Annotated in this window: 24 protein-coding genes; 6 read left to right on the forward strand and 18 right to left on the reverse strand. The window is 60.0% G+C overall.

Translation table 11 applies throughout. The features are described 5' to 3' along the window. Positions 1–15: 15 nt before the first annotated feature. From ileS to GM909_RS12900, 5 genes are all read right to left on the reverse strand, one after another. Positions 16–2,928 carry an isoleucine--tRNA ligase gene (gene ileS, locus GM909_RS12880; RefSeq protein ID WP_157016795.1) on the reverse strand — a complete coding sequence of 971 codons (2,913 nt, stop codon included), beginning with the start codon at positions 2,926–2,928 and terminating at the stop codon, positions 16–18. Positions 2,929–3,200: 272 nt separating this feature from the next. After that, on the reverse strand, positions 3,201–5,045 hold the full coding sequence (gene nhaA, locus GM909_RS12885; RefSeq protein ID WP_198174234.1) for a Na+/H+ antiporter NhaA: 1,845 nt from the start codon (positions 5,043–5,045) through the stop codon (positions 3,201–3,203). An 84-nt stretch (positions 5,046–5,129) separates the two neighbouring features. After that, a complete protein-coding gene (locus tag GM909_RS12890) occupies positions 5,130–6,275 on the reverse strand; it encodes a site-2 protease family protein (RefSeq protein WP_157016797.1) in 1,146 nt (381 codons plus the stop codon). A gap of 85 nt (positions 6,276–6,360) precedes the next feature. After that, a complete protein-coding gene (locus tag GM909_RS12895) occupies positions 6,361–6,852 on the reverse strand; it encodes a TlpA family protein disulfide reductase (RefSeq protein WP_157016798.1) in 492 nt (163 codons plus the stop codon). A gap of 187 nt (positions 6,853–7,039) precedes the next feature. After that, positions 7,040–8,734, reverse strand: coding sequence for a thiamine pyrophosphate-binding protein (locus tag GM909_RS12900; protein WP_157016799.1), 1,695 nt, complete (start codon positions 8,732–8,734; stop codon positions 7,040–7,042). 457 nt (positions 8,735–9,191) lie between these two features. On the opposite strand from GM909_RS12900, the gene GM909_RS12905 reads away from it, so the two are divergent. From GM909_RS12905 to GM909_RS12925, 5 genes are all read left to right on the forward strand, one after another. Then, on the forward strand, positions 9,192–9,764 hold the full coding sequence (locus GM909_RS12905; RefSeq protein ID WP_157016800.1) for a hypothetical protein: 573 nt from the start codon (positions 9,192–9,194) through the stop codon (positions 9,762–9,764). Positions 9,765–9,848: 84 nt separating this feature from the next. Next, the gene (locus GM909_RS12910) at positions 9,849–10,292 is read left to right on the forward strand and encodes a hypothetical protein (RefSeq protein WP_157016801.1); all 444 of its coding nucleotides are present in this window, start codon (positions 9,849–9,851) and stop codon (positions 10,290–10,292) included. A 37-nt stretch (positions 10,293–10,329) separates the two neighbouring features. Beyond that, positions 10,330–11,709, forward strand: a complete 1,380-nt coding sequence (locus tag GM909_RS12915) for an FAD-containing oxidoreductase (RefSeq protein WP_157016802.1) — start codon at positions 10,330–10,332, stop codon at positions 11,707–11,709. A gap of 84 nt (positions 11,710–11,793) precedes the next feature. Further along, positions 11,794–12,453, forward strand: a complete 660-nt coding sequence (locus tag GM909_RS12920) for an RraA family protein (RefSeq protein ID WP_157016803.1) — start codon at positions 11,794–11,796, stop codon at positions 12,451–12,453. A gap of 155 nt (positions 12,454–12,608) precedes the next feature. Next, a complete protein-coding gene (locus tag GM909_RS12925) occupies positions 12,609–13,799 on the forward strand; it encodes an NADH-quinone oxidoreductase subunit D (RefSeq protein ID WP_157016804.1) in 1,191 nt (396 codons plus the stop codon). A 109-nt stretch (positions 13,800–13,908) separates the two neighbouring features. On the opposite strand, the gene GM909_RS12930 is transcribed toward GM909_RS12925, so the two are convergent. From GM909_RS12930 to GM909_RS12990, 13 genes are all read right to left on the reverse strand, one after another. Next, entirely contained in the window at positions 13,909–14,190 is a 282-nt protein-coding gene (locus tag GM909_RS12930) for a DUF427 domain-containing protein (protein WP_157016805.1), read from the reverse strand. An 89-nt stretch (positions 14,191–14,279) separates the two neighbouring features. After that, positions 14,280–15,308, reverse strand: a complete 1,029-nt coding sequence (locus tag GM909_RS12935; RefSeq protein ID WP_198174235.1) for a transaldolase — start codon at positions 15,306–15,308, stop codon at positions 14,280–14,282. 34 nt (positions 15,309–15,342) lie between these two features. After that, the gene (locus GM909_RS12940) at positions 15,343–16,074 is read right to left on the reverse strand and encodes an amino acid ABC transporter ATP-binding protein (protein WP_157016806.1); all 732 of its coding nucleotides are present in this window, start codon (positions 16,072–16,074) and stop codon (positions 15,343–15,345) included. Then, on the reverse strand, positions 16,071–16,745 hold the full coding sequence (locus tag GM909_RS12945; RefSeq protein ID WP_157016807.1) for an amino acid ABC transporter permease: 675 nt from the start codon (positions 16,743–16,745) through the stop codon (positions 16,071–16,073). Before GM909_RS12945 ends, GM909_RS12940 begins: the two co-directional genes overlap by 4 nt. A gap of 7 nt (positions 16,746–16,752) precedes the next feature. Beyond that, complete coding sequence (locus GM909_RS12950) at positions 16,753–17,517, reverse strand: amino acid ABC transporter substrate-binding protein (protein ID WP_157016808.1); 765 nt, start codon at positions 17,515–17,517, stop codon at positions 16,753–16,755. A gap of 60 nt (positions 17,518–17,577) precedes the next feature. Further along, positions 17,578–17,805 carry a DUF2171 domain-containing protein gene (locus tag GM909_RS12955; protein ID WP_157016897.1) on the reverse strand — a complete coding sequence of 76 codons (228 nt, stop codon included), beginning with the start codon at positions 17,803–17,805 and terminating at the stop codon, positions 17,578–17,580. Positions 17,806–17,882: 77 nt separating this feature from the next. Beyond that, the gene (egtB, locus tag GM909_RS12960) at positions 17,883–19,160 is read right to left on the reverse strand and encodes an ergothioneine biosynthesis protein EgtB (protein WP_157016809.1); all 1,278 of its coding nucleotides are present in this window, start codon (positions 19,158–19,160) and stop codon (positions 17,883–17,885) included. A gap of 148 nt (positions 19,161–19,308) precedes the next feature. Further along, complete coding sequence (locus tag GM909_RS12965; protein ID WP_157016810.1) at positions 19,309–19,788, reverse strand: peroxiredoxin family protein; 480 nt, start codon at positions 19,786–19,788, stop codon at positions 19,309–19,311. A gap of 31 nt (positions 19,789–19,819) precedes the next feature. Then, positions 19,820–20,332: a peptide-methionine (S)-S-oxide reductase MsrA gene (gene msrA / locus GM909_RS12970; protein ID WP_157016811.1), complete on the reverse strand. Its 513-nt coding sequence runs from the start codon at positions 20,330–20,332 to the stop codon at positions 19,820–19,822. A gap of 2 nt (positions 20,333–20,334) precedes the next feature. Further along, complete coding sequence (gene msrB, locus GM909_RS12975; RefSeq protein WP_157016812.1) at positions 20,335–20,784, reverse strand: peptide-methionine (R)-S-oxide reductase MsrB; 450 nt, start codon at positions 20,782–20,784, stop codon at positions 20,335–20,337. A gap of 83 nt (positions 20,785–20,867) precedes the next feature. Further along, the gene (locus tag GM909_RS12980) at positions 20,868–21,317 is read right to left on the reverse strand and encodes a universal stress protein (RefSeq protein WP_157016813.1); all 450 of its coding nucleotides are present in this window, start codon (positions 21,315–21,317) and stop codon (positions 20,868–20,870) included. A 317-nt stretch (positions 21,318–21,634) separates the two neighbouring features. Further along, positions 21,635–22,039: a host attachment family protein gene (locus GM909_RS12985; RefSeq protein ID WP_157016814.1), complete on the reverse strand. Its 405-nt coding sequence runs from the start codon at positions 22,037–22,039 to the stop codon at positions 21,635–21,637. 182 nt (positions 22,040–22,221) lie between these two features. Next, positions 22,222–23,289 (reverse strand): ATP-binding protein, encoded by a 1,068-nt coding sequence (locus GM909_RS12990; RefSeq protein ID WP_157016815.1) that lies wholly within the window; start codon positions 23,287–23,289, stop codon positions 22,222–22,224. A gap of 440 nt (positions 23,290–23,729) precedes the next feature. Between GM909_RS12990 and GM909_RS12995 the strand changes: the two genes are divergently transcribed. Further along, positions 23,730–24,416 carry an antibiotic biosynthesis monooxygenase family protein gene (locus tag GM909_RS12995; protein WP_157016816.1) on the forward strand — a complete coding sequence of 229 codons (687 nt, stop codon included), beginning with the start codon at positions 23,730–23,732 and terminating at the stop codon, positions 24,414–24,416. The last annotated feature ends 112 nt before the right edge of the window (positions 24,417–24,528 follow it).

Genomic DNA, 24,528 nt, shown 5'->3' on the forward strand with positions numbered 1-24,528 from the left:
TGAAAGTCGGCTGATTTACAGCCGCCCGAGTTCCCTTAATTCCCGCAGGGCCGCCGCATCGCGCGCCGTGACATCCGGGAATTCCGGATCGGACCCAACATCGTCGGTATAGCGCCAGGAGCGGGCACACCTTTTCCCTTTCGCTCTGTCAGAGACGACGGCAACACCCTTGACATCGTCCAGCGAGAAAGCGGTGGACGGCGCTTCCTCGGCTAGGATGTCGATGTCACTAGTGATGCAGATCTCGGCCATATCGACCCCTTCGATAGCGGCACACAGGGCGGAATCGACAACGTAGACCACTGGAGCTGCCTCCAGCGATGACCCGATCCTCTTTTCCTTGCGCTCGATCTCCAACGCACCGGTGACGACGCGGCGAACTTGCCGGATTTTGCGCCACTTCTTCGACAATGCGTCGTTGCGCCATTCTTCTGGCAGCTCTGAAAACTGCTCGAGATGCACGGAGACACAATCCCGATGGCGGTCGCGCCAGGCTTCTTCCATGGTGAAGGGCAGCATTGGGGCGAACCATTTCACCACGCAATCGAAAAGGGTGCGCACAACCTGGATCGCTGCCTTGCGCTTAATGCTGGACGGTGCGTCGCAGTACAAGGCGTCCTTTCGGACGTCGAAGTAGAATGCCGACAACTCGACCACCATAAAATCGAGCAGAGCGCGGCTGATGTGCTTGAAGTCGAACGCGTCGTAGCCCTCGCGTATCAGCTCGTCGAGCTCGGATAGGCGGTGCAGCATCAGGCGCTCCAGTTCGGGCATCTGTGCGAGCGGCACATCCTCCCCCTCGTCATGCGCGAGCGTGCCGAGCATCCAGCGGATGGTGTTTCTGAGCTTGCGGTAAGCGTCGATATTGGTCTGGATGACGTTCTTGCCTAACCGCTGTTCTTCCCAATAGTCGGTGGTCATCACCCACAGCCGCAGGATATCGGCGCCCGATTGCTTCATCACATCCTGCGGCGCGATAGTGTTACCAAGTGACTTCGACATCTTGCGACCCTCCTCATCCACGGTGAAGCCATGGGTGATCACAGCGTCGTAGGGTGCGCGTCCGCGCGTGCCGCAGCTTTCCAGCAGCGATGAGTGAAACCACCCGCGATGCTGGTCCGAGCCTTCCAGATATATGTCGGCCGGCCATTTCAGATCCGGCCTATCTTCCAGTACGTAAGTGTGGGTAGAGCCGGAATCGAACCAGACGTCGAGGATGTCCATCACCATCGTCCAGTTCTCGATGGCGCGGGACCCCAGGAAGCGTTCGCGCGCGCCCTCGGCAAACCATGCGTCCGCGCCCTCCGCCTCGAAGGCTTCGAGGATGCGGGCGTTGACGACCTCGTCCTTCAGCATCTCGCCTTCCTCATTGGCGAAGACGCAGATCGGCACGCCCCAGGCACGCTGGCGCGACAGAACCCAGTCCGGCCGATCCTCGATCATCGCGCGCAGGCGTGCCTGCCCGGCCGCCGGAACGAAGCGCGTCTGGTCGATGGCCTTGAGCGCGCGGCTGCGCAGGGTGGTTTCGTCGCCCAGGTCCTTGTCCATGTAGACGAACCACTGCGGCGTGTTGCGGAAGATCACCGGCTTCTTGGAACGCCAGGAATGCGGATAGGAGTGTTTGAGCCGGCCGCGCGCGAACAGCGCGTTGGCTGCGATCAGCGCCTCGATGACGGCCTTGTTGGCGTCGCCCTTCTTGCCGTTGTCGTCGATGACGCGGGCTGCACCGCCTTCGCGGTCCGGCCCGAAGCCCGGAGCGTCCTTGGTCAGGAAGCCGGCATCGTCGACGGTGAACGGGATGCGCGTTTCGATGCCGCGCGCCGCTAGTTCCTTGCCGGCATCCATCCAGGCATCAAAATCCTCGCGGCCGTGACCGGGCGCGGTGTGAACGAAGCCCGTACCGGCATCGTCGATGACGTGGTCGCCGGCAAGCATCGGCACGGCGAACTCATAGCCGCCGCCGAGGCCTTTGAGGGGGTGGGCGAGCCTCATTGAGGCGAATTCCTCGGCAGTGACATCGCTCAGCCGCTTGAACGCAAGCTTCGCCTTGGCAAACGACTCCTCGGCGAGCCCATCGGCGAAGATCAGCTTTTCGCCGGTCTGTGGCCCGAAGTCGTTCTCGGCCACCGTAACCTCATAGAGCCCGTAGGAGATGCGCGGCGAATAAGCGACCGCGCGGTTGCCGGGGATGGTCCACGGCGTCGTCGTCCAGATGACGACATGGGCATCGGCAAGTCCACCAGATCCCGACGCCATCGGGAACTTCACCCAGATCGTGTCGCTCTCATAGTCGTGGTACTCGACCTCGGCCTCGGCCAGCGCGGTGCGCTCGACCACCGACCACATCACCGGCTTGGAGCCGCGATAGACCTGGCCGGACATGGCGAACTTCATCAGCTCGCCGGCGATGCGCGCCTCGGCGTGGAAGTTCATCGTCGTGTACGGATTGTCGAAGTCGCCCTCGATGCCGAGGCGCTTGAATTCCTCCGTTTGCACCTCGATCCAGTGCTGCGCGAAGTCGCGGCACTCCTTGCGGAACTCGTTGACCGGCACCTGGTCCTTGTCGAGGCCCTTGGCGCGATACTGCTCCTCGATCTTCCACTCGATCGGCAGGCCGTGGCAGTCCCAGCCGGGCACGTAGTTGGAGTCGAAACCGCGCATCTGGAACGAGCGGCTGATGACGTCCTTGAGGATCTTGTTGAGCGCGTGGCCGATATGGATGTTGCCGTTGGCGTAGGGCGGCCCATCATGCAGCACATAGAGCGGCCGGCCGGCAGCACTCTCGCGCAGCTTCTTGTAGAGCTTCATGTCCTGCCAGCGCTGGACGAGCTGCGGCTCCTTGTCGGGAAGGCCTGCGCGCATGGGAAACTCCGTCCGCGGCAGATAGAGCGTCTTGGAATAGTCGATTTTCTCAGTGGCCTCGGTCATTCTTACGCCAGGACGTGTGAAATCTTGCGGGATTGTGGTTTGAATTGGCGCCTCTCAACGGATGTTCTCTTTCGTCTCGAGACTCGGAGGTGCGGGGGTTGAACGATTGGTTCCACAAGGCCGTTGGGGCAGCTCGATTGGTCGGCCAACTTGTGCAATCAGGTTTTGATGTTGTCCCATCTTGCAGGATAGCTTCAGCGATGCGCACCGCGAGTCCGCAATGAGTCTCCGTTCGTCCAGAGACGGAACTCGCGCCAGGAGCCCGCTCACGTTTATGCGTCATTCGGCGATTTCGCGTTCCAGAGGATGATCGTGCCGATAGTTCCGGCACAGATGGACGCCGCGAGAATAGCGACTTTTGCGACCGCAAAGTCATCGGCGTTTGGAAAAGCCCGACCAGCAACGAAGAGCGACATGGTGAAACCGATGCCCGCGAGCGCCCCGGCACCCGCGAGCTGGCGCCAACTATAGGCTCCTGGCTTCTCGGCCATACCGATCCTCACAGCGATCATGGCGCCACCAACGAGGCCCAGCGGTTTGCCTAACACCAGCCCCGTGATGATCGCCAGAACAAGGGGACCACGGCCATCGAGGACGTCTGCGGAAAGGACGACGCCTGCATTCGCCAACGCAAAAATTGGAAGTACAAAGTAGCTGGATCGTGCCCCGGAGCGTCGCAACAGGCGGTCTGCCGGAGATTCGAGGAGCTCGTGAATAAAATCAAGGGCGTTCAGCGCGGGTAGGGAAGGTCCATGACGGAGAACCTCGCCGCCGCGCTTTGCTTCTTCCAGCAGAATGGCATCGGCCTGCCTCATAAGCGCGTGCAGATTCGCCGGCGGGCGTGTCGGGATGAACAAGGCCAGGAGAACACCGGCAAGTGTCGCATGCAGACCTCCAGCATAGATGCACGCCCACATCACCGCCCCGACCAGGATGTAAGGCAGGACCAGATAGACTCGCGCGCGATTAAGTAGCGCTAGAACTACCAATGTAGCCGCCGCGGCAACAAGGTAGCCGAGTTGGAGATCGGCCGCATAGAACACTGCAATGACCAGAATCGCACCGATGTCATCGACGATTGCGGCGGCTGTCAGGAAGACCCTCAATTCCACTGGTACCCGTCGCCCCATCATCGCTACGAGCGCTATCGCGAAAGCTGTATCCGTTGCCATGGGCACACCCCAGCCGCGTGACAATGGACCAGTCGGTGCGAGCACCAGATAAAAAAGTGCTGGAACGATCATCCCGCCGATCGCGGCCGCGATCGGGAGCGCCGCTGATCGGCGGTTCGCCAGGTGGCCGACGGTAAATTCGCGCTTGATCTCGAGACCGACGACCAGGAAAAAGATGGTGAGCAGACCGTCGTTGACCCAGTGCTGCAGCGACATACCGAAGTGCCAGCCGCCGAGATTGACGCCGAGCTCCCGGTGCCAGAATTCCGCGAAGGCACCGCCAACCGGTGAGTTCGAGAGTACGAGTGCCAACACGGTCGCAATGAGCAGGAGGACACCCGCAGACGGGCCCCAGCTTGCAAAGTCGAGCGTCGTTGCCCTGACACGATGGCCGAGCGTACCGAGCATCGCATCGCCGAGCGTGACTTCATCCCATGGCCCGTCGTACCGCCGCCCGTTAATGAAGAAAGTCGGCGTGAAAACCACGCCATTGGCGTCGGCTGAGCGTTCATCCTCATAAACACGCTCCCTCGCTCGCTCGGAGATTTCCGGATAGTCGAGATCGAGTTCGGTCTTGACCGCGAGGAGATCGTCCTCAGTCAATTCCGACGAACGCGTCATCAGTTCCAGGTGAACTTTCCAGAACTGCTCGGGCGTGGAGTGCTCCGCGATTTCCGCTGCGCGGCGGGCGAGGTCGTTGTTCGCTAGTGGACGATGCCTAAACACGTACCGCATGCGGTCGCCGAACCGATCACGCAGTGAAGCGATGGTTTCGTTGGCCACTCGGCAATGTGGACACGCGTAACTCCCGTATTCGACCAGCGTAATTGGAGCGCCGGAAGCGCCAAGGATATGGTCGCGTGTCTCATCTACAGCTGGGTCAAGTCGGCGGGAGGGGATAAGCAAGAAGAGAAATCTCCGTTTCCTGGTCGTACTGACGGTCAACCAAGATTGTAAGCAAAGACATCACCCAGCGCACCTACAGTACGACCCATACAGACCGTCGCAGCCCATCGTTTGCGCATTGGATCATGAAGCCGAACTCTCTAAGCCTCGAACCCGACGCGCTGCTGGGCTAAAAGTGCCTCCATTCCCGACACGGTTCGGCAAAACCATGAGCGCCATCATTTCCGCGAGCGTCTCGCTCGTCACGAGGCCGACCAACTTCCCGGAGATGTCCGTGACCCCCACAGTCGTCGCGGAATTTTCCTGCATCAGTCTGAAAGCCTGCTCGAGAGTGGCGCGACAGTCGACCGTCGGAGCAGGCGCAGTCATGGCGTCACCCACCGTCGCATCCGGCCCCGCCTGCTTCATCGACTTGAGGATGTCGGCACGATCGAGAACGCCGACGAAACTTCCACTGCCGTCGACCACGGGAAACGTTCTTTGGGCAGTCCGCAATAGCGTCTCCACCGCTTCGTCGATGTGAGTCTCAGGCTGGAGCGTGATGAAGTCGGTCATCATTGCGTGGCGCACCGGCACGCCCTGGGAAACAGCGCGCAACGCGACTGAATGAGCCTCGGAGGAGGCTGCCAGATAAACGAAGATGGCGATGAAGACGAGAATCGGATTGTAAAAGAGACCTATGAAGCCGAGTACGAAGGCCGTGAACTGGCCGATCGACGCGGCGCGTTCCGTCGCCCGTACAAATCCTATGCGACTTGCAAGAGCCGCGCGAAGCACGCGGCCGCCATCCATGGGGAAGGCGGGAATGAGGTTGAAGAGAGCCAGAAAGAGATTCACCGTGGCAAGCCGGTCCACCATCGGAATCTGCATGTCGTCGACACCCATCGCGGCGCTTGCGCCCAGGTGCGCACCGGCAAAGACGATCAACATGGCAGCGATGACCACGTTGACGGCCGGACCCGCAATTGCAATGAGGAATTCCTCCCACGGTTTTTCCGGAATACGCTCGAGCTGCGCGACACCGCCGATCGGCAACAGTGTCACATATGGCGTCAGCACACCGAAGGTTCGGGCAGTGAAGATGTGCCCGAACTCGTGCAGCAGTACGCACAAGAACAGGAGCACCACGAAGAGGAGGGTGTTCCACGCCGCAGCCGCCCCATGCGCCGCGTAGCTGGAGGCGAAGATCCACGCGAGAAACAGCACGAATGTGATGTGCAGCCGCACCACCGTGCCCGCTACTTTTCCGATATTCAGTGACCAGGACACGTAAGCCTCTTGTTGCTCGTTACGCCGCTGTTGTGGACAAGAGACGTCCGGTGCGAGTGGAGGTCCGTGGATGTCCCGCAGATCTTCACTGGGCGACCGGACCGCTCTCACCGAGTGCTCTGATAAACCTACCGGAATCGATGCTGAATCCGTCCTGCAAAACCACGCCGTTGGGGTCGATCGCCACGAACCATGGCGTGCCGCCGGTGCAGTAGTTTTCGATAGTCGTGGGATTGACGCCCAGCGGCGAGCGGCTCTCATGGCCAAAGGGAATTCGCAGGCCATAGCGTTGCTGGTCCACGGGCAGCTTGTCGCGCGTGTTGACGTAAGTGCCCTCGAATGCGGTCTGGACTGCTGCGAAGCCGACGTTCTTGATGCGGGGATTTTGAACCAGCGCCTGGAGAGTCGGGAATCCGGTCGAATGGCACCCGTCGCACCAATGTTGGTAGAAGAACAGAATTCTGTAGCGTGCCCCAAGTTCCTCCAGGGTAAGAGGCGGGCGCTGTTTCCCGTCGCCGTCGATCCAGTACGGAACCGTGAGTTCCGGGGCAGCTCGTCCTGCGATGCTCTGGATCATGTCGTTTCTCGCAATATTGACTGCAGCCGAGTGCCAACGGTCGGCAGCGGTCTTGTCACGCTATCTCTGTAATCGGTGTTATTGCCGTGAAGTTCACCGGTAAAGATATGGTTTCAATAACCGCATGTAATTCAGGACCGGATGATTTGCGCGTGAGGGCCGCCTCAGCGCCGTACTCCGCTCCGGCTCAGCCGCCGGTGAAAGCGGCGATCGCTTCCTTGATTTTCGCTACGGCGTAGCCTCCGATCTGCTCGAGCTCGACGTGGGGAAGGTTGGGCATCTCGTCAGCCGCCACGCTGCACCCGACAATAGCGGGGCCGGGGCACGCGAACGCTTCGATCAAAATCGCCTCGAGTAGCGCCGGATCACGCACCGTGAAGCCCTGCGCGCCGCAAGCGCGCGCCAGCGCTGCGTAATCTGGGTTCGGGAACTCGATTGCCTCGCGGAACGGGAGAATTCCCAAGCTTTCCGCCTCGAGCGTGATGAGCCCGAATGCCGCATTGTCGAAGATCACGATTTTCACTGGCAGGTGATGGTGAACAGCCGTAAGGAATTCGCCCATTAGCATGTTGAAACCGCCATCCCCAACAAGGGCGATCACTTGTCGTGACCGGTCGAGCGCCTGAATGCCGTTGGCTTGGCCGAGGGCCGTGCCGACGGCGGCGTTGTTAAAGGAGCCGGCAATGCGCTGATTGCCGCTCTGTCGAATCCAATTGCCCGACCACAACGTATTGAGGCCTGTGTCGAAGACGAATACGGCGTCGTCTTTCGCAAGGTCGCTGACCACGCGGGCTACCGCCTGTGGATGGATCCTGTCGCGGCTGCGCATGAGGTCGCTCTGCTTATCGAGGAGCTCGTCCCAAGCGCGGCGCCCCCGAGCGACCTTGTCGAAGAAGGCACTTTCTGTCTTCTGTCGCACTCTCTGCAGGAGGGCGGCGAGTGTCGGGCGCACTGAGCCCCTTACACCGAGCGCCGTCGGCGCACGCCGGCCAATCGCTGCGGCACGTTCGTCAATCTGGATCACGTTACCGTGCGCCGGCAGGAAGTTCGAATAGGGATAGTCCGTGCCGACCATAAGAAGCAGTTCGCAGTCCTGAACGGCGTTGTAGGCCGGCTTGCTCCCGATCAACCCGAGCCCGCCCATCCAGCGTGGGTCGTCATAGGCGATGATCTCCTTGCCGCGGATCGTGTGCACGAGCGGCGCCTTGAGGCGGTCTGACAAGTCGAGGAGCAGGTCGGACGAGCCCCGACATCCCGCCCCGCAGAGAATGGCAACCGAGTGCGCCGCATCGACTCGGCGGGCAACCGCGTCGATTTCGCAATCGTCCGGCGCGATCTCAGTACGAGGGTTCAGTGTGGCCACACTCGGAACAGCGTGATCGATCCTACTGGACAGCACGTCTTGGGGGAGGGTCAGGTGCGCGACTCCGGGTCCTGCGTACGCAGACGAAATCGCCTGATGGATCACACTGGGCGCCTGCGCTGGCGCGGTGATCGTCTGGGTGTAGAGCGACACATCCCGAAAGAGCAGATCGGGTTCGGTCGACTGGTGGTAATCGATGCCTTTCAGGCGACGCGGCATCTCCCCCGACAACGCCAGCACTGGAGCGTGGTCGCGCGCAGCCTCGTAAAGGCCCGCGACGAGGTGCGTGCTCCCAGGCCCCGTCGTTCCGGCACACACTGCGAGGCGGCCCGTCAGCTTGGCTTGGCCGGCCGCGGCCAGGGCGGCGCCCTCTTCGTGCCGTACGCCGACCCACTCGATCTTGCTCTGCCGGACGGCATCGCCCAAAGGGTTCAGCGAGTCGCCGATCAGGCCGAAAATCTGCTTGACGCCCACCTCCTCAAGGACATCAACGAGCGCCTCTGCGACGGTACGCGACATCTATCACCTCCATCATTGGCCCATTTTCATCGAATTCGCCGCCGGGTCCGGGCCAATGGCGCAGCGTCACTGCCAAAGCCTCACGCTCTTGCACTAAGTGGCTAGGTGTACAGCAGGATTCGCCCGCGCGGTGATAACCCCGCGTTATGAATAGCATGCCCCGGCGTTGTCCGAGTGAACGCGCCGAACCCGTCGCTATGCCGCCTCTGCCACCGGGGACGCCTTCCAGGAACTCTGCCGCGTTGGCGCAGTTGGGCGATCTTCTCATATAGAAACAATATTTCCAGGTCAGCCTCACCGTTCGCTTACCAGGACCACATGAGCTATCCTCTCTACGCACGCGGCTGACGCCTCATCGCCGCTGTGAACGCGTGGGAATGGATTCGATAACAGTCGGATATTTCCCAGTGAGACGCTGCCGGCATACCGTCGGCAAACACTCGCGAGGGAGTTTCGGATGAGATTGAAAGTAGCTGATGTCGTGGAGGCCGTTTCGCAGCTCGTCGACCAGGGTTATGAACGCGAGTTTCGCATAAAGGATGGTCGCCTTGTCGACCTGGCACGTAGTTCGGCGCTAGACCCGAAGGACATCCACGTGGACACCGCCCTCCGGTTGGCGAGCGGAAGAGACGGCGAGGATGCGTCCAATATCTATGCCATTTCGGATCTGAAGTCGCACAGCAAGGGATTGCTCGTCGACGCGTACGACATTTTCGACGAGATCTGCGACCGCAGATTGGCCGATCAACTGGCGGAGAACCGCAAAACCGAGTTTGTCGAAGATAGCGATGTTCCGAGCCGCTACGGCCTGCGCAAGGTCTACAAGGGCGAATTCGACCGCGATCCGGAGCGCTACGTCTTGCGCATCGACTATCCGGACTTTCCGGAATGCCCCTTCGGCGAGTCATTCTCGATGCTCGGCTTCGACACCGCCGAGCAGACATATGTGTGGCTGGTCACCGGCATACTTCGGGATTCGCGGCTGAACCGAATTCCCTATCAAGGGGCGGATGTTCCCGACAACGAATAAACCGCGTCCGCGACGGTAGCGGTGCGTCGGCAACCGCAACGGATAGTCGGACAGAGTAAAACAAGAACCCTGAGGGAGTGAACATTGGACAAGAACATCATCAAAGAGACGATGCTCTCGCTTGAGGCCGCCGCGTTTCAAAGTGCCCGAGAGAAATACTTAGATTATGTTGCTGACGCACGGCTCGACCGCAGCGAGCCGATAGAAAACGATGAGCACGCCCAGGCGGAGGTCGCGAGTGATTTTTCTGAAGCTCTGGACGATACCATTCACGATCACAGCGACAAGCTCGACAAGCTGAGAAAGATCGACTTCGGGCCAAAATCGACGGCTGCCGAGGGTGCGCTCGTGCGGCTCTCCGGTCGAACCTTCATCATTGCGGTCTCCACAGCCAAGTTCACATGCGATGGACAAGAGGTCATGGGGATCTCCACAATGGCTCCGATCTACGAGGCAATCGAAGGAGCGCGGGCCGGCGAAACCGTAGAGTTCAAGGGGCGGAAGCTTGTGATCGAAGACATCGCATAGCCATGCTCACCGCATCTCCTACGTACGAGAGGACCGCATGGCGGAAGAATTCGATGCGATCATAATCGGCGCAGGCCAGTCCGGTCCATTTCTTGCAGTCCGTTTGGCCGAGCAAGGCCAGAAGGTTTCGCTTATCGAACGTGAGCATCTCGGGGGAACCTGCGTCAATGACGGCTGCACGCCGACAAAGACGTTGATTGCGAGCGCGCGAGCTGCGTGGATGGCTCGACGGAGTGCCGAATACGGCGTGCATATCGACGGGCCGATAAGCGTTGACATGAAAGCGGTCAAAGCTCGGAAAGACAAAGTAGTATCGGAGTCGGTCAAGAGCCTGACCGATTTGCTCGCGGGCCACGAGGCGCTGGAATACATAGAAGGTCAGGCGCGTTTCGTTGCCCCGAAGGAAGTTAGCGTCGGAAGCCGCACGCTAAGGGCCGGGCAGATCTTCATCAATACGGGCGCATCGGCCGCCATCCCGGATTGGCCTGGTCTCGCTGATGTGCCCTACCTCACCAACACGACGATGATGGACCTCGACGTAGTTCCGGATCACCTCGTGATTGCCGGCGCGAGCTATGTCGGTTTGGAGTTCGCGCAGATGTACGCCCGCTTCGGGGCGAAGGTGACTGTCATCGAGCGCGCGAAGCGGCTCGCGCCCCGCGAGGACGAGGATATCTCCGCCGCTATCCGTGCGATACTGGAAGCAGATGGTGTCAGCTTCCTGATCGACAGTGCGATCGAAGAAGCTACGGCGACGGAGCATGGTGTCCGCATCTCATTCAGATCGAACGATCGGCGCAATTCAATCGAAGCAAGCCACCTTCTTGTTGCACTCGGGCGGTCGCCAAATTCTTCCGACCTGGATCTCGGCGCTGCCGGACTCGAAGCTGATGACCGTGGTTACATACCCGTCGACGATCATCTGCGCACGACGGTGCCGGGGATTTGGGCCCTTGGTGACGTCAACGGACGCGGTGCCTTCACTCACACCTCGTACAACGACTATGAGATAGTTGCGAATAACGTGGTCGATCGCGGAAACCGGTCGATAGCGGACCGCATCCCCGCCTATGGCCTGTTCATCGATCCTCCGCTCGGCCGCATCGGCATGACCGAGGCCGAAGTACGCCAGTCGGGTCGGGCTGCAATGATTGCCACGTATCCTATGGCGAATGTTGCCCGCGCTCATGAGCGTGGCGAAACTCAAGGACTGATCAAGGTTCTCGTCGACGCTACTTCCGGGAGAGTTCTTGGTGCGGCAGTCCTCGGAATAGAGGGTGACGAAGTTGTACACTCGCTTCTGCAGGCGATGGCGGCCGGCACATCGTACGAGCAGATGATGCGGACAGTACACATTCATCCGACTGTGAGCGAGCTCATTCCCACGGTGTTGGCCGGCCTCAAACCACTTGAGTGACCAACCTGAACCGGCCCAAGGTGTTCGTCCGGCTACCGCGAAAAGAGCGTTGCCACGGGCCGAAGCAAGGAAGGAGGCGCGGCGTTGATCAGCAGTGTGCAGGAACCGCGGGAGCGCCCAAGTGTAGCGGCAGTGACCGACGCGCTTGGCAGGGTGCTCCATCACCAGGCCAATGTGCTGGACCTCGTCTCGCCGACGCCCGGACGCGTCCTGTTTGGTGTTGCCGTAACAATCCGTTTCCTTCCCTATCGGGAGGATTTGTTCCAGGAAGAGGCCAACAGCTTCGCGCGATGTTTCTATGCGGCGATCGGCAATGAGCCGCACGGGAAGGTCATTGTGTTTGACAGCGCCGGGTACGGCAACACGTCGGTGGGCGGCGGCACGAAGCTTTCCAGGCTAAACAACACCGGTGTCGCCGGACTGATAACCGATGCGCGGCTGCGCGATTTTCGCGAGCTGGCCGAGTATGAGCCCGTATTTTATTGCGCCGGCGAGGCGGTGCGCGCAGGCACGGCCGAACTCATGCCCGATGCGGCGAACGTGCCGGTTGTCTTGGACGGTGTCACCATCGTCCCCGGAGACTATGTGTACGCCGACTCCTCGGGTGCCGTCATTATTCCCTCAACGCACTTCGACGAGGTGTGGGCGGCAGCCACCGAAATTGAAGCCAGTGAAGTATCCCAAAAGCAATCGATCCGAGAGGAAAATCCGGAAGACGTGAACGTGGGCAGCCGCGAACGCTGAAGCGGGTGGCTCTCCTCGCGGGAAAAAGCCCCTTGGGTTGGTGCTGAGTTGTCGGAAGCCGAGGGACGGTTGCGCATTTTCGACTATGGGAATGCGAAGGGAGGAAGAGTTGAACACTTGTCATCGCGTCATGGTCAGGGCCGAAGGCTATCATTGTGTCTGAGACCTCTGTCCGCAACTTCAACATCAATTTTGGGCCGCAACACCCCGCAGCTCACGGGGTGCTGCGCCTCGTGCTGGAGTTGGATGGCGAACTTGTCACCCGCGTCGATCCACATATTGGACTGTTGCATCGCGGCACCGAGAAGCTGATCGAGCACAAGACGTATCTGCAGGCTGTGCCTTATCTCGACCGGCTCGACTATGTGGCGCCGATGAACCAGGAGCATGCCTTCGCGCTTGCCGTCGAACGGCTGCTTCAGATCAAGGTGCCGAAGCGCGGCCAGCTCATCCGTGTGCTATACAGCGAGATCGGTCGCATTCTGAGCCATCTCCTGAACATCACGACGCAGGCGCTCGATATTGGGGCGCTGACGCCGCCGCTGTGGGGCTTCGAGGAGCGCGAGAAGCTGATGGTCTTTTACGAGCGTGCCTCCGGTTCACGAATGCACGCGGCTTATTTCCGCCCGGGTGGCGTCCACCAGGATCTGCCCGAAAGGCTGATCGAGGACATCGGCAAGTGGATCGACCCGTTTCTACAAACGGTCAGGAATCTCGATGATCTGTTGACGCCGAACCGCATCTTCAAGCAGCGCAACGTCGATATCGGCGTCGTCCCGTTGGACACCGCGTGGGGCTTGGGTTTCTCAGGCGTGATGGTACGCGGTTCGGGTGCCGCGTGGGACCTGCGCAAGTCGCAGCCTTATGAATGCTACGCCGAGATGGATTTCGACGTGCCAGTCGGCAAGAACGGCGACTGCTACGACCGCTATCTCATCCGCATGGAAGAGATGCGCCAGTCGGCCAGGATCATCCGCCAATGCGTCGACCAGCTGTTGGGCAAGGAGAAAGTCGGCCCGGTTTCGACCACCGACGGCAAGATCGTGCCGCCCAAGCGCTCCGCGATGAAGCGCTCGATGGAAGCGCTGATCCAGCACTTCAAGCTCTACACCGAGGGTTACCGGGTGCCGGCGGGCGAGGTCTATGCGGCCGTCGAGGCGCCAAAGGGCGAATTCGGCGTCTACCTTGTTTCCGACGGAACCAACAAACCCTATCGCTGCAAGTTGCGCGCGCCGGGCTTTGCGCACCTGCAAGCGATGGATTTCCTATGCAAGGGCCACATGCTGGCCGACGTCTCCGCCATCCTCGGCTCGCTAGACATCGTGTTTGGTGAAGTCGACCGATAAAATCGTTGGCTTGCGGTTCTGCTGTGCAACGATGTGCACAGGCTCATGAGAGTAAGAAAGCCGCGAAACGCCCACGGGGTCCGGATTGGTCCGGCCGCGGGCCCCCGTACTATGTCACCTCTACACCCTTCCAGAATGCAATGTGGCCTTTAATTGCGGCCGCTGCGTCGGAGGGGTCGGCATACACCCATGCTGCGTCTTCGTTGGCCTCGCCATCGACGAGGAGAGAATAGTACTTCGCAACGCCCTTCCACGGACACCGGCTGGTTGTGTCACTCGGCTTTAGATACTGAGTGTTGACGGACTCGAGCGGAAAGTAATGGTTGCCTTCGACGACAACGGTCTTGTCCGATTCCGCTATCACCGTGCCGTTCCATCTCGCAATTGCCATTTCTGGTTCCTTTTCTTGCTAAGACTTCATAATATTCCCGTCTTGCCTCGAACCCTTCGAAAGGTCCTCGCCTCTGGCCTCCGGGGTGGCTATTGAAGCCGCCTTCGCACCTGGTGCCGCAGTTCCTGCAGGTCACTTGCGAATGTTCGAATGCCCTCAGCCAGTTTCTCGGTTGCCATAGCATCTTCGTTCATGATCCAGCGGAACGTAACCTCATCGATGGGGTCGCTGGGTCCCGGACGCTTGATGTCGACTGCGTCTTCACTGACAAACCAGTGGCAAATGGCATCCGTCGGCTCCCTCAGTGATGTTCGGGGAACGGCGCCAGGCGAAAGCACTCGCTGAAGCTCATCGTTGCTCGATTCCAGGGCATCGAGGAGCGTTGGCGCGATTGTGAGCCGGTCACAGCCAGCCAGCGCTCGGATTTGACCGATATTCCTGAACGATGCGCCCATGACGATCGTTTCGATTCCTTCGGTCTTGAAGTGGTTGTAGATATTGCGAACGGACGCCACACCGGGGTCCTCTTCGGCGGTAAAATCTCTTCCTTCGACTTTTCTATGCCAGTCGTAGATGCGTCCGACGAAGGGCGAGATCAGGAATGCACCGGCATCAGCGCTTGCGATTGCCTGCGCGCGGTTAAACAGGAGCGTCATGTTGCACATTGCGCCCTCCCGCTGCAGGATCTCGGCCGCCCGAATACCCTCCCAGGTCGCCGCCAGCTTGATGAGGACGCGGTCCCGTTGGATGCCACGTTGCTCGTAGTCCGATATAATTTGCCGGGCCTTGGCCGCTGAAGCGGTGACGTTGAACGAGAGGTTGGCATCGACTTCTGTCGACACGTATCCAGGAATACGGCGCAAAAGCTCAACACCAACGGAAATCGCCAAGCGATCGGCGGTGGCCGCTGCGACGCGCATAGGGTCGCCGCTACCCTTGCGTCCCCATGACAGCGCTTCATCGACGACGTCGTTGTACGCATCATCCTCCATCGCCTTGAGGACGATGGTCGGGTTTGTCGTACAATCTATCGGCTTCAGTCTTTCGACCGCACCCAGATCACCGGTGTCGGCAACAATCGTCGACATTGTGCGAAGCTGTTCGAGGCTTGAAGTCACGGGCGTTTCCTTTCGGCGTTATGATCGCGGTGTCTCAGGAAACCCTCCGCAGAAAATCACGGATGCGCGGATCCTGTGGCGCACCGAAAATCGCTCCCGGTGGCCCCTGCTCGACGATGCGGCCGCCATCCATGAAGATCACGCGATGCGCAATTTCACGCGCGAACTGCATCTCGTGAGTCACGATCAGCATGGTCTGCCGGCTTTCGGCGACGCGGCGCATCAGGTCGAGCACTTCGCCCACCCATTCCGGATCGAGCGCAGAGGTGGGTTCGTCGAACAGCATCAGGTCCGCGTCGAGCGCCATCGCACGGCCGATGCCGACACGCTGCTGCTGTCCGCCGGAAAGCGCGGCGGGATAGGATTCAGCCTTGTCGAGGAGACCTGTCTCACGCAGGATGGCATCGGCGCGCCTGTTCGCCTCATCGGACGACTGTCTGTGGACGGTGACCAGCGCCTCTGTGATGTTCTGCCGCGCCGTCCTGTTGGTGAAGAGCGAATAGTTCTGAAAGACGAAGGCGGTGCACCGCCGGAGCGCCAGAATCTGCCGGCGGGTGGCCTTCGCTGCCTCGACCTTGAAATCGCCGAACTCGATCGTGCCGGAGTCGGGACGGTCGAGGAAATTGATGCACCGAAGCAGCGTCGACTTGCCCGTACCTGAAGGGCCGATCACACAAATGCGTTCGCCGCGCTCGATCTCGAGGTCGATGTTGTTCAGCACCGTGTTGTCGCCGAAGCGCTTGGTAAGCCCCTTGATCCGGATCATCGTGCGTGGGCCTTGTTTAGGTGCACTTCCAGCCAACGTTGGCCGAAGGAAAGGCTTTCGACGATGATCCAGTAGAGGATCGCAACCACGAGGAACGCCTCGAAATAGAGGAAACTACCTGCTGCTTCCTTCTGGGTTGCCCCCATCATCTCGGTAACGCCGAGGGTAAACGCGAGTGACGTGCCCTTGATCATGTCGATGAAATAGTTGACGAGCGTTGGGGCGGCGATGCGCGCTGCCTGCGGCAGGATGATGCGGCGCATCATCTGGCTCTGAGTCATGCCGACCGCCTGGCTGGCCTCCCACTGGCTCCGGTCGACGCCGATGATCGCCGCCCGAATGCTTTCGGCCATGTAGGCGGAGAAGTGCAGCGTCAGGCCCATGATCGCTGCCGTTACGCCGTTGATCTGCGTCAGGAAGGACACGATCTGTGGCAGTCCGTAATAGAACAGGAATAGCTGCACGAGCAGCGGAGTGCCCCGAAAGAAGCTGATGAAGATCGCGACTAGCCCATCGAGCACAGGGATACGAACGACGCGCTCCACGGCCAACAGCGATGCAATGATAAGCGCCAGCACCATGGCGATACCCGCCATGGCGAGCGTCAGCGGCACGTAACTGAGAATGACGGGCACCAGACCCAGCATGTACTGCAGATCAAGTGCCCGCATCCGTCACTTACTCCGAGCTCGTAATGTCGGCATCGAACCACTTTTGCGAGATTTCCGTGAGCGTGCCGTCTTCACGCAACGTGTCGAGGGCGGCATTCACTCTGTCGCGCAGCGCGCGACCTTCCTCGTCGTCGCGGAAGGGATAGGCATTGCGGATCTCGCTGAAGGGCTGACCCGCAAGGGCCAGCGGCAGCGGGCTTTCCTTGATCACCTGGGCCGACGACACGCGGTCCAACACGAACGCGTCGACGCGCCCAAGTGCCGTGTCCTGTTCGATATTGCTTTCATAGGTGCGGATGTCGATCTGATCGGCGTTCGGCAGTTCGCGCAGAAGATCTTCGAAGTTCGAACCGAGGTTGACCGCGACCGACTTGCCGCTGAGGTCCTCCGGGCCCGAGATCGTCGCCTCATTCCCCTCGCGCGTCACGATCTGTGCGCCGTCAATAACGTACGGGTCACTGAACACGAAGGCTTCCTCGCGTTCCGGCGTAATCGTGATCTGGTTGGCGACGGTATCGATACGCCCAGCCTCTAGTGCGCCGATCAGACCGGAAAACGACATGGTCTCGAACTCGATCTCCCTACCAAGCTCTTCTCCGATCGCGTTCATCAGGTCGATTTCGAATCCCTGCAGCTCTCCTTGCCGGACGAAGGTGAAGGGAAAATAGCCACCGGACATGCCGACCGTGATCGGTCCCGTGCTCTCCTGGGCGTAGGCGGAGTTCCCGATCACCGCCATGGCGGCCGCGGCAAGTATCGCTTTGCGCAACATGGGTCTGCTTCTTTCTAGTGTAATCCTCAGGACGATCGAACGAGAAGGCGCCGTTTCCGGTCAAACCGGCTTATGCGATTCCTCTTCTTCGAAGGTGACCGCCACGGCCGCATTCGCCGAAAGGCGGACCTTCGTTCCCTCCACGGTGGCGACCAGTCCGAGGTCAATAAAGTGGTTGTGCCCCTCGTGACTGCCCTCGCCGCTATCGCGCTTTGACAGCCGGATGCGGCCATCGGCAATGGCCTCGACGGTTCCTAAATGCACGCCGTCGGCGCCGATCACTTCCATGTCGGGAACGATTTGTTGTGTGCTCACGGGTGTCTCCTTCAGACTTGAATGAAAAGGAATGTATTTTCGCCGGGCTGTTACCCGTCCTCTGCGAGTCTCAGACCGGAAAACTGCCATCGAGCATGCCCGGGAAAGAAGTTACGGTAGCTCGCGCGAATATGCCCCGGCGGGGTCACGCAGGAGCCCCCGCGGAGGACGAATTGGCCCGACATGAATTTGCCGTTGTATTCACCAATGGCGCCCTCAACCGCGTGAAATCGCGGATATGGCGAGAACGCGCTGCGGGTCCACTCCCAGACATCCCCGAAGATTTGCTGAAGACCACCAACATGAGGTGATGCCGGTTTGGGACGAAGACGATGCGTGTCCAGGAAATTGCCCTGGATCGCGATCTCCTGAGCCGCGGCTTCCCACTCAAACTCCGTCGGAAGGCGCTTTCCTGACCATGTCGCGAATGCGTCTGCCTCGAAGTAGCTTATGTGGGTGACGGGCGCGATGGGATCGATGGGCTGGAACCCTTTTAGTGTCATCGTCCAGTTCTGTCCGTCACGCTCCTCCCAATAGAGAGGTTGCGACCACCCCTCGGCCAGCACCTTGGCCCAACCTTCCGATAGCCATAGGAGCGACTTCCTATACCCGCCGTCAGCGATGAAGTCCGCCCATTCGCCGTTCGTGACGAGGCGGTTGGCGAGCCGGAACGGTTCAACCAGCGCGCGATGACGGGGGCCTTCGCTATCGTAGGCAAATCCGACGGACCCATGCCCAATCTCAACGATTCCCCCGTCGAAATCGGTGAAGGCGAGCGGAGGAAGATCGGCCGTCTCCACTTCCACAGGCCCAGGATCGCGATAGGCGGGGTGAAGCGGGTTCTGAGCGAAGAGATGCAAGATATCGGTGAGGAGGAGCTCTTGATGCTGCTGCTCATGATGACAGCCAAGCTCTACCAATTCCGCTATGTTCTGGTCGGGGCTCGTGCGCAACAATGCGTCCAGCCCGAAATCGACATGCTTTCGATAGTCTAGGATCTGGCTCAATGCGGGTCGTGTGATCATCCCGCGTCTGGGCCGTGGCTGCCGAGCTCCGAGCGTTTCGTAATAGGAGTTGAAGAGAAAGCTGAACTCTTCATCGAAGGGCTCGTAGCCTGGGACGAACGGGTGGAGCACCATTGCCTCGAAGAACCAGGTCGTATGTGCGAGGTGCCATTTGGCCGGGCTTGCGTCCGGCATCGACTGGACCGTCGCATCGGCATCAGAAAGTGGTGCACCAAGCCTTTCACTGGTCTGACGAACCTCGTGAAAGAAGCTATGAAGGTCGTCTGGTCCGAGCGCCGTTTGGAAGAGCTGCGAAGGTTTCATTGCAAGGCCTCGCAAGTGTTTTTGCATTGGGTATCGAGTACTGAAGGTACCAATCCAATGCGACGCTAAAGCAAGCACGTATTGGAGGAATCTCAAAGCCGTGTCCGAACGTCCAGAAGCCGTCGCAATACAGCCTGCAGGCTCCCGGTCACGACCGCTCTCGGAAGATGCTCACAACCTTGTTGACGTCGACCGAGAACCCATTCCCGATCACGGTTCCCTCGGGATCGATAGCAACGAACCACGGCGTACCACCCGTCCGATAATTCACCATCGTTGTTGGATATTGTCCGTCTGGCGAGATCGGGTCGTGGCCGAAAGGTACACGGAGTCCGTATCGCTGCTGGTCGAGGGGCAACTGATCGGCCGTGTTGACGTCGAATCCTTCGAACACGGTCTGGACAACGGCAAATCCAACATCCAGCGGCGCTGCATGCTCAATCAACTCGAGCAGTGTCGGAAACCCATGCGAGTGACAGCCAGGGCACCAATGCTGGTAAAAGAACAAGATACGATGCCGTGACCCTAGATCATTGAGTGTCAGCGGTGCTCGCGGCCGCCCGGTCTCATCGATCCAATGGGAAACGAGGAGATCCGGTGCGACCAAACCCTGAATACCATTTGTCATGTCGTGCCCGTGCAAATCAGTACCTCGGGCGTCACGCGGCGTTTCGTCGTGGCAGTTTCCAGTCCGGCCGAACGAAGTGGCAGGTATAGCCGTTGGGGATGCGCTCGAGGTAATCCTGGTGTTCCGGTTCCGCCTCCCAAAAGTCGCCGGCCGGCGCAACTTCCGTGACGACCTTCCCTGGCCACAAGCCGGCCGCATTGACATCGGCTATTGTGTCTTCGGCCGTGCGGCGTTGCTCATCACTCGTGTAAAAGATCGCGGAACGGTAGCTCGCACCCCGGTCGTTGCCCTGACGGTTCAATGTCGACGGATCGTGGATCTGAAAGAAGAATTCGAGGATATCCCGATAGCTGGTCTCCTCGGGATTGAAGATGATTTCGATGGCCTCTGCGTGTGTACCGTGGTTGCGGTAGGTTGCGTTCGGGACGTCGCCGCCGGAATAGCCGACCCTGGTCGAAACAACGCCTGGCTGGCGCCTTATCAATTGCTGCATTCCCCAGAAGCAACCTCCGGCAAGAAGTGCGCGTTCAGTTTTCGTAGCCATCGTTAAGCCTCCTGATTGAAGAGTTTGAGATATTCGCCGTATCCTTCGCTCTCGAGCTGATCGCGATGAATGAAGCGGAGAGACGCCGAGTTCATGCAGTAGCGCAGACCTCCCTTCTCCCGAGGTCCATCGGGAAACACATGGCCGAGATGGCTGTCGCCGTGTTTGGAACGAGCCTCGGTGCGGGTCATTCCGTGGGACCGGTCAACATTCTCGACCACGTTTTCCGGCACCAGGGGCTTCGTGAAGCTCGGCCAACCGGTGCCGCTGTCGAATTTATCTGCAGACGCGAATAGTGGCTCACCGGACACCACATCCACGTAGAGTCCCGGTTCCTTGTTGTCCCAGTATTCGTTTTGAAACGGGCGCTCCGTGCCATCTTCCTGGGTGACCCGGTATTGTTCCGGCGTCAGCTGCGCCACTGCTTCGGGAATTTTTCTGTATGTCTTCATTTTGTGATCTCCTTTGCTGGCAACTTAAGAACAGGAACGCCAGCGCCCATAGTCCGACGCCCCTGGCGACAGCAGGACGTTGGTCACCGAGTGACCAACACGGGTGTCTTGGTCTGGGCCAGCACGTTGCTGGTCTGGCTACCCAACAGCAGGCGACCGAGGCCTCGACGGCCGTGCGATCCCATGACGATCAGGTCGGCCCCGATCTCCTCGGCCGTGAGGACAATGCCTTCGGCCGGGAAGCTGTCGTTGACGTAGACCGTCTTTACCGGAAGACCAGCGGCCTTCACCTTGTGCTCGGCCTTGTCGAGCAAATCCTTGGCCGCTTTTTCCTGCGCCTCGATGAGCCCCGGGATCGGATCACCGATGTAACCCGTGCCGGCGTAGTAGCCCGCACCCACGACCGAAGCCGGCTCGCTCACGGTCACCACAGTGACGTCAGATTTCAGCGCCTTGGCGATTGCGATCGTCTGATCGAGTGCACGATCCGCCAGATCAGAACCATCCGTCGCGACCAGAATATGAACGTACATATCGTTTTACCTTAACATCGAAATTATGGCGACAGCTGCGACACTGCTTCAGGATTCTTGGGGTCTGTCTTCATCTTCTGGTCTCCCGTGCAGGTGGTCTAAAAGTAGGACCGCGGGTCTCCATGGTCCAATGACCTCTGGCTATTGAATCGATGCATTCGGCACTGCATCCAAGAAACAACGGTGCGGCATACACGCTTCATGCTGTCTTGCTGCGCCAGTCCCCCGCCTGGCATCGCTGCCGGGCGACAATCTTCATCGCCGTCGATTTGGTGAGTAGAAGCAATCGTGCCCCGGCAGGTCGTTCCGGCCGGGCGTCACGCCTCAGCGATCAGTGATGCGATGTCCTCGACTGGGCGCTGATTCAGATCTTTGGGGAGTTGACCTATGATCTTGCCTGTCAGATCAGCGTGGAAGTGTTTGCGCAGCTCACCCAGCGTCCTCGGGTCGGCGACTACCACCAAATGCTCTATCGTCCCATCCAAGCTCTGTTTGTTGAGGAACGCCGCCGTTGCTGCCGCGAAGTTATCCTCGACGAGCCGTCTTGCATCGGGGTTGGCTGACCCGGAGTGATGGCGGGTGCCTGAGCCTGAGTTGGTGGGGCCAAGTCTCGGCGAAGTAATCTCGACCAGAAGTACCCCTGGTTTCACACCCTTGTTGCGGAATAGCCGGAGCGTTGCGCCGTCGGCGACTGCGACTGTCGTACCGGGAGGTAAAATCAAGCGAAGGTCTCCTGTTCACGATCCCGCACGACCACCGGCGGGGTACGATGCGTGTTGGCGCTCTGTGCGCCTTAGCGTAATGGTCCTGTCGTGCCGATCCCCAGAGCACAGCGCGCCCTCCCGAGGCGGATGGGTGGGATCATGAGCTCCATCGCAGAACAACTCTCTCGCGTTTGCGGTCGTTACTCCGCAGTTGGAGTTGTCGGTGTGTTGATTGCGTAGAATACGCCTCCCTCCAGGGTTGGCCGGTACGCGACGTCGCCTGTGACAATGCTGCCTGCTACCTCCGCCGCGTTGACGCACGGGAGAGTGAGGCGCACCCGTGTTCCGGCACCTTGCTTGCTCTCTATGCCCACCGCGCCTCCCCGTTCCTCAGCGAAGCGCTGGACTTGGGGGAGCCCGAGGCCGCTACCCCTGCCCGGAGGCTTTGTCGTGAAGTACGGGTTGAGGGCTTGCGAGAGCACCTCACTGGACATGCCTTCCCCGTCGTCAGCGACCACGATCTCGACGGCTCGCCTTGCAGCAAAACCGGAAGCTTCGATGTTCCGCGCTGTAAGGGTGATTGCGCCGCCGCCCGGCATCGCGTCGGCCGAGTTTCGAAAGAGGTTCAGCAGTGCGAAGTACAGCCCTTCCGGGTCGGCATTGAAATCCCATAAATCGGGAGCGATCTCGCTGCGAACGGCGATATCCGGGCGCAGCGCCTGGAAAAGCGTGGCTACCATCGACGCGAAGCGATCGCCGTCGACAGCTCCGTCGATCGAGTGGTCGCAAAGTCGCGCTGTGTCGAGCAGCTGCCGGCTGAGAAAGGCGCCCCGCGTGATCGCTTCTTCCATCTTGTTGACGATGGCCCTGCGGTACCCGGCATCGTCCTGACACTCGAGCAGCCGCAGACCGCTCGCGATCACGGCGAAAAGGTTGTTGATGTCGTGCACGGCGAACTGCTCCACGTCCACGGTCGGACAGCCCCCCTTCGGCCGATGTGGCGCGAGCATGTCGCCTGTCTTAGGTGTTGTGGCGGCCCGGCACAGGACGCCGGAGACCTCGCCGTCACTGCCAACGAGCGGAATCTCTACGCACCTGGACGCGATACGGCCGCTGACAGCATGGGGAACCCTCAGGACACTCGGGCTGAATACCCGCCGCGCCCCAATCGCAACCCCGGCGCTGTCCGCGAGTACGAAGACATCCTCCAACGCGGGGAGTTCGAGCTCGTCGTGAAGGGAACCATTGAGTGACTCGTTGATCTGCATCTCGAACCTCCTTGCCCTGGATTCGTTGAACGGGCACCGACTTGGCCGGAACACGAGATAGGGCGACAACAGCTCGAACTCTGGGACGATGGCGCCGCGAAGGAAAATCACTGTTAGCCATGGAGTCGATAGCCGACCGTTATCGGCGAGCGTGCTGGCATGTGGTGAGCGATCTGTGCCGCGACACTCGGAACGGGCTCGATCAAGCGAGGCTCTACGGCAGTCGGGGGGAGTACTTACGTTCTGACGTCATCATAACGGACGGCTATCGACTCGATAGCATGAGGTGACTTCCCACTCGCGATTTAGAATTCCATGCTCTGGGGTAGCGTGGTCATGTTACGCACAGCCGGGTTTTGGTCCGAGAAGGCGGCGCGGATGTTCGCGCCCCTTGCGTTGGGATCGACTACGCGTTGGCGCCCCAAGAATGAGATACGATCATGTTTTCAGTACTTTTCGAGGTCCTCCCGAACAATGAGAAGGTTGCTGACTACCTCGAGAACGCCGAGAGGCTCCGCCCCGAGCTGGAACAGGTAGACGGCTTCGTCGACAACGTTCGTTACAGGAGCCTCACCCGCGAGGGTTGGTTTCTTTCGCTTTCGAACTGGCGGGATGAGAAGTCGCTCGTCCGGTGGCGCACCAACGAACGTCATCATGAGATCCAGGAGAGGGGCCGAAACGAAATCCTCGCGGATTACCACCTGCGCGTTGGCCAGATCACCGCCGACAATCAGGTGCCCGCGGATTACGCGCTGACGGAGCAGCGGCTCGACGAGACCGAGGTCGGGGAGGGAACCGCGGTCACGCTCATCAACGCTAGTCGGCCCTCGGAGTGGAAGCAGACCAACAACCCGTACGACTGTGCCGAGTGGTTGGGCCTGAACCCGTGGGCCGACAATATGATATCCTGGGACATCTTCGACGCGGTGCTCACACCGGGTGATCTCATTGTGCTCGTATCCTGGAAGGACGCCACGGCGGCGCGGACCTACGAGGACTCTTCCGCGCCGAATGACAAGGCGAGGATGCGAAGAGTTCGGATCGTGCGCGACTACGGGAAATACGATCGTCGTGAAGCGCCTCAGTACTACCCAGATGCGGATGGCGGCGAGACTTTGCGCGCTTGACACCTCCATGTTGGGGGGTGTTGCGCGGCATGGCCGACATTCTCGGTGTATTTTTACCCAGAGGATTGGCAATCCTCCGAATAGTCCCCAACAACGGGGCAGTGTGGAGAAC

The organism is Mesorhizobium xinjiangense (genome assembly GCF_009749525.1).
GTDB classification, from domain to species: Bacteria; Pseudomonadota; Alphaproteobacteria; order Rhizobiales; family Rhizobiaceae; genus Mangrovimarina; species Mangrovimarina xinjiangensis.

Coding starts and splice junctions, on each gene's coding strand:
- ileS (WP_157016795.1), bottom strand. CDS start 2,928: ATGACCGAGGCCACTGAGAAAATCGACTATTCCAAGACGCTCTATCTG.
- GM909_RS12895 (WP_157016798.1), bottom strand. CDS start 6,852: ATGATCCAGAGCATCGCAGGACGAGCTGCCCCGGAACTCACGGTTCCG.
- GM909_RS12900 (WP_157016799.1), bottom strand. CDS start 8,734: ATGTCGCGTACCGTCGCAGAGGCGCTCGTTGATGTCCTTGAGGAGGTG.
- GM909_RS12905 (WP_157016800.1), top strand. CDS start 9,192: ATGAGATTGAAAGTAGCTGATGTCGTGGAGGCCGTTTCGCAGCTCGTC.
- GM909_RS12915 (WP_157016802.1), top strand. CDS start 10,330: ATGGCGGAAGAATTCGATGCGATCATAATCGGCGCAGGCCAGTCCGGT.
- GM909_RS12930 (WP_157016805.1), bottom strand. CDS start 14,190: ATGGCAATTGCGAGATGGAACGGCACGGTGATAGCGGAATCGGACAAG.
- GM909_RS12940 (WP_157016806.1), bottom strand. CDS start 16,074: ATGATCCGGATCAAGGGGCTTACCAAGCGCTTCGGCGACAACACGGTG.
- GM909_RS12945 (WP_157016807.1), bottom strand. CDS start 16,745: ATGCGGGCACTTGATCTGCAGTACATGCTGGGTCTGGTGCCCGTCATT.
- GM909_RS12950 (WP_157016808.1), bottom strand. CDS start 17,517: ATGTTGCGCAAAGCGATACTTGCCGCGGCCGCCATGGCGGTGATCGGG.
- GM909_RS12955 (WP_157016897.1), bottom strand. CDS start 17,805: ATGGAAGTGATCGGCGCCGACGGCGTGCATTTAGGAACCGTCGAGGCC.
- egtB (WP_157016809.1), bottom strand. CDS start 19,160: ATGAAACCTTCGCAGCTCTTCCAAACGGCGCTCGGACCAGACGACCTT.
- GM909_RS12965 (WP_157016810.1), bottom strand. CDS start 19,788: ATGACAAATGGTATTCAGGGTTTGGTCGCACCGGATCTCCTCGTTTCC.
- msrA (WP_157016811.1), bottom strand. CDS start 20,332: ATGGCTACGAAAACTGAACGCGCACTTCTTGCCGGAGGTTGCTTCTGG.
- msrB (WP_157016812.1), bottom strand. CDS start 20,784: ATGAAGACATACAGAAAAATTCCCGAAGCAGTGGCGCAGCTGACGCCG.
- GM909_RS12980 (WP_157016813.1), bottom strand. CDS start 21,317: ATGTACGTTCATATTCTGGTCGCGACGGATGGTTCTGATCTGGCGGAT.
- GM909_RS12990 (WP_157016815.1), bottom strand. CDS start 23,289: ATGCAGATCAACGAGTCACTCAATGGTTCCCTTCACGACGAGCTCGAA.
- GM909_RS12995 (WP_157016816.1), top strand. CDS start 23,730: ATGTTTTCAGTACTTTTCGAGGTCCTCCCGAACAATGAGAAGGTTGCT.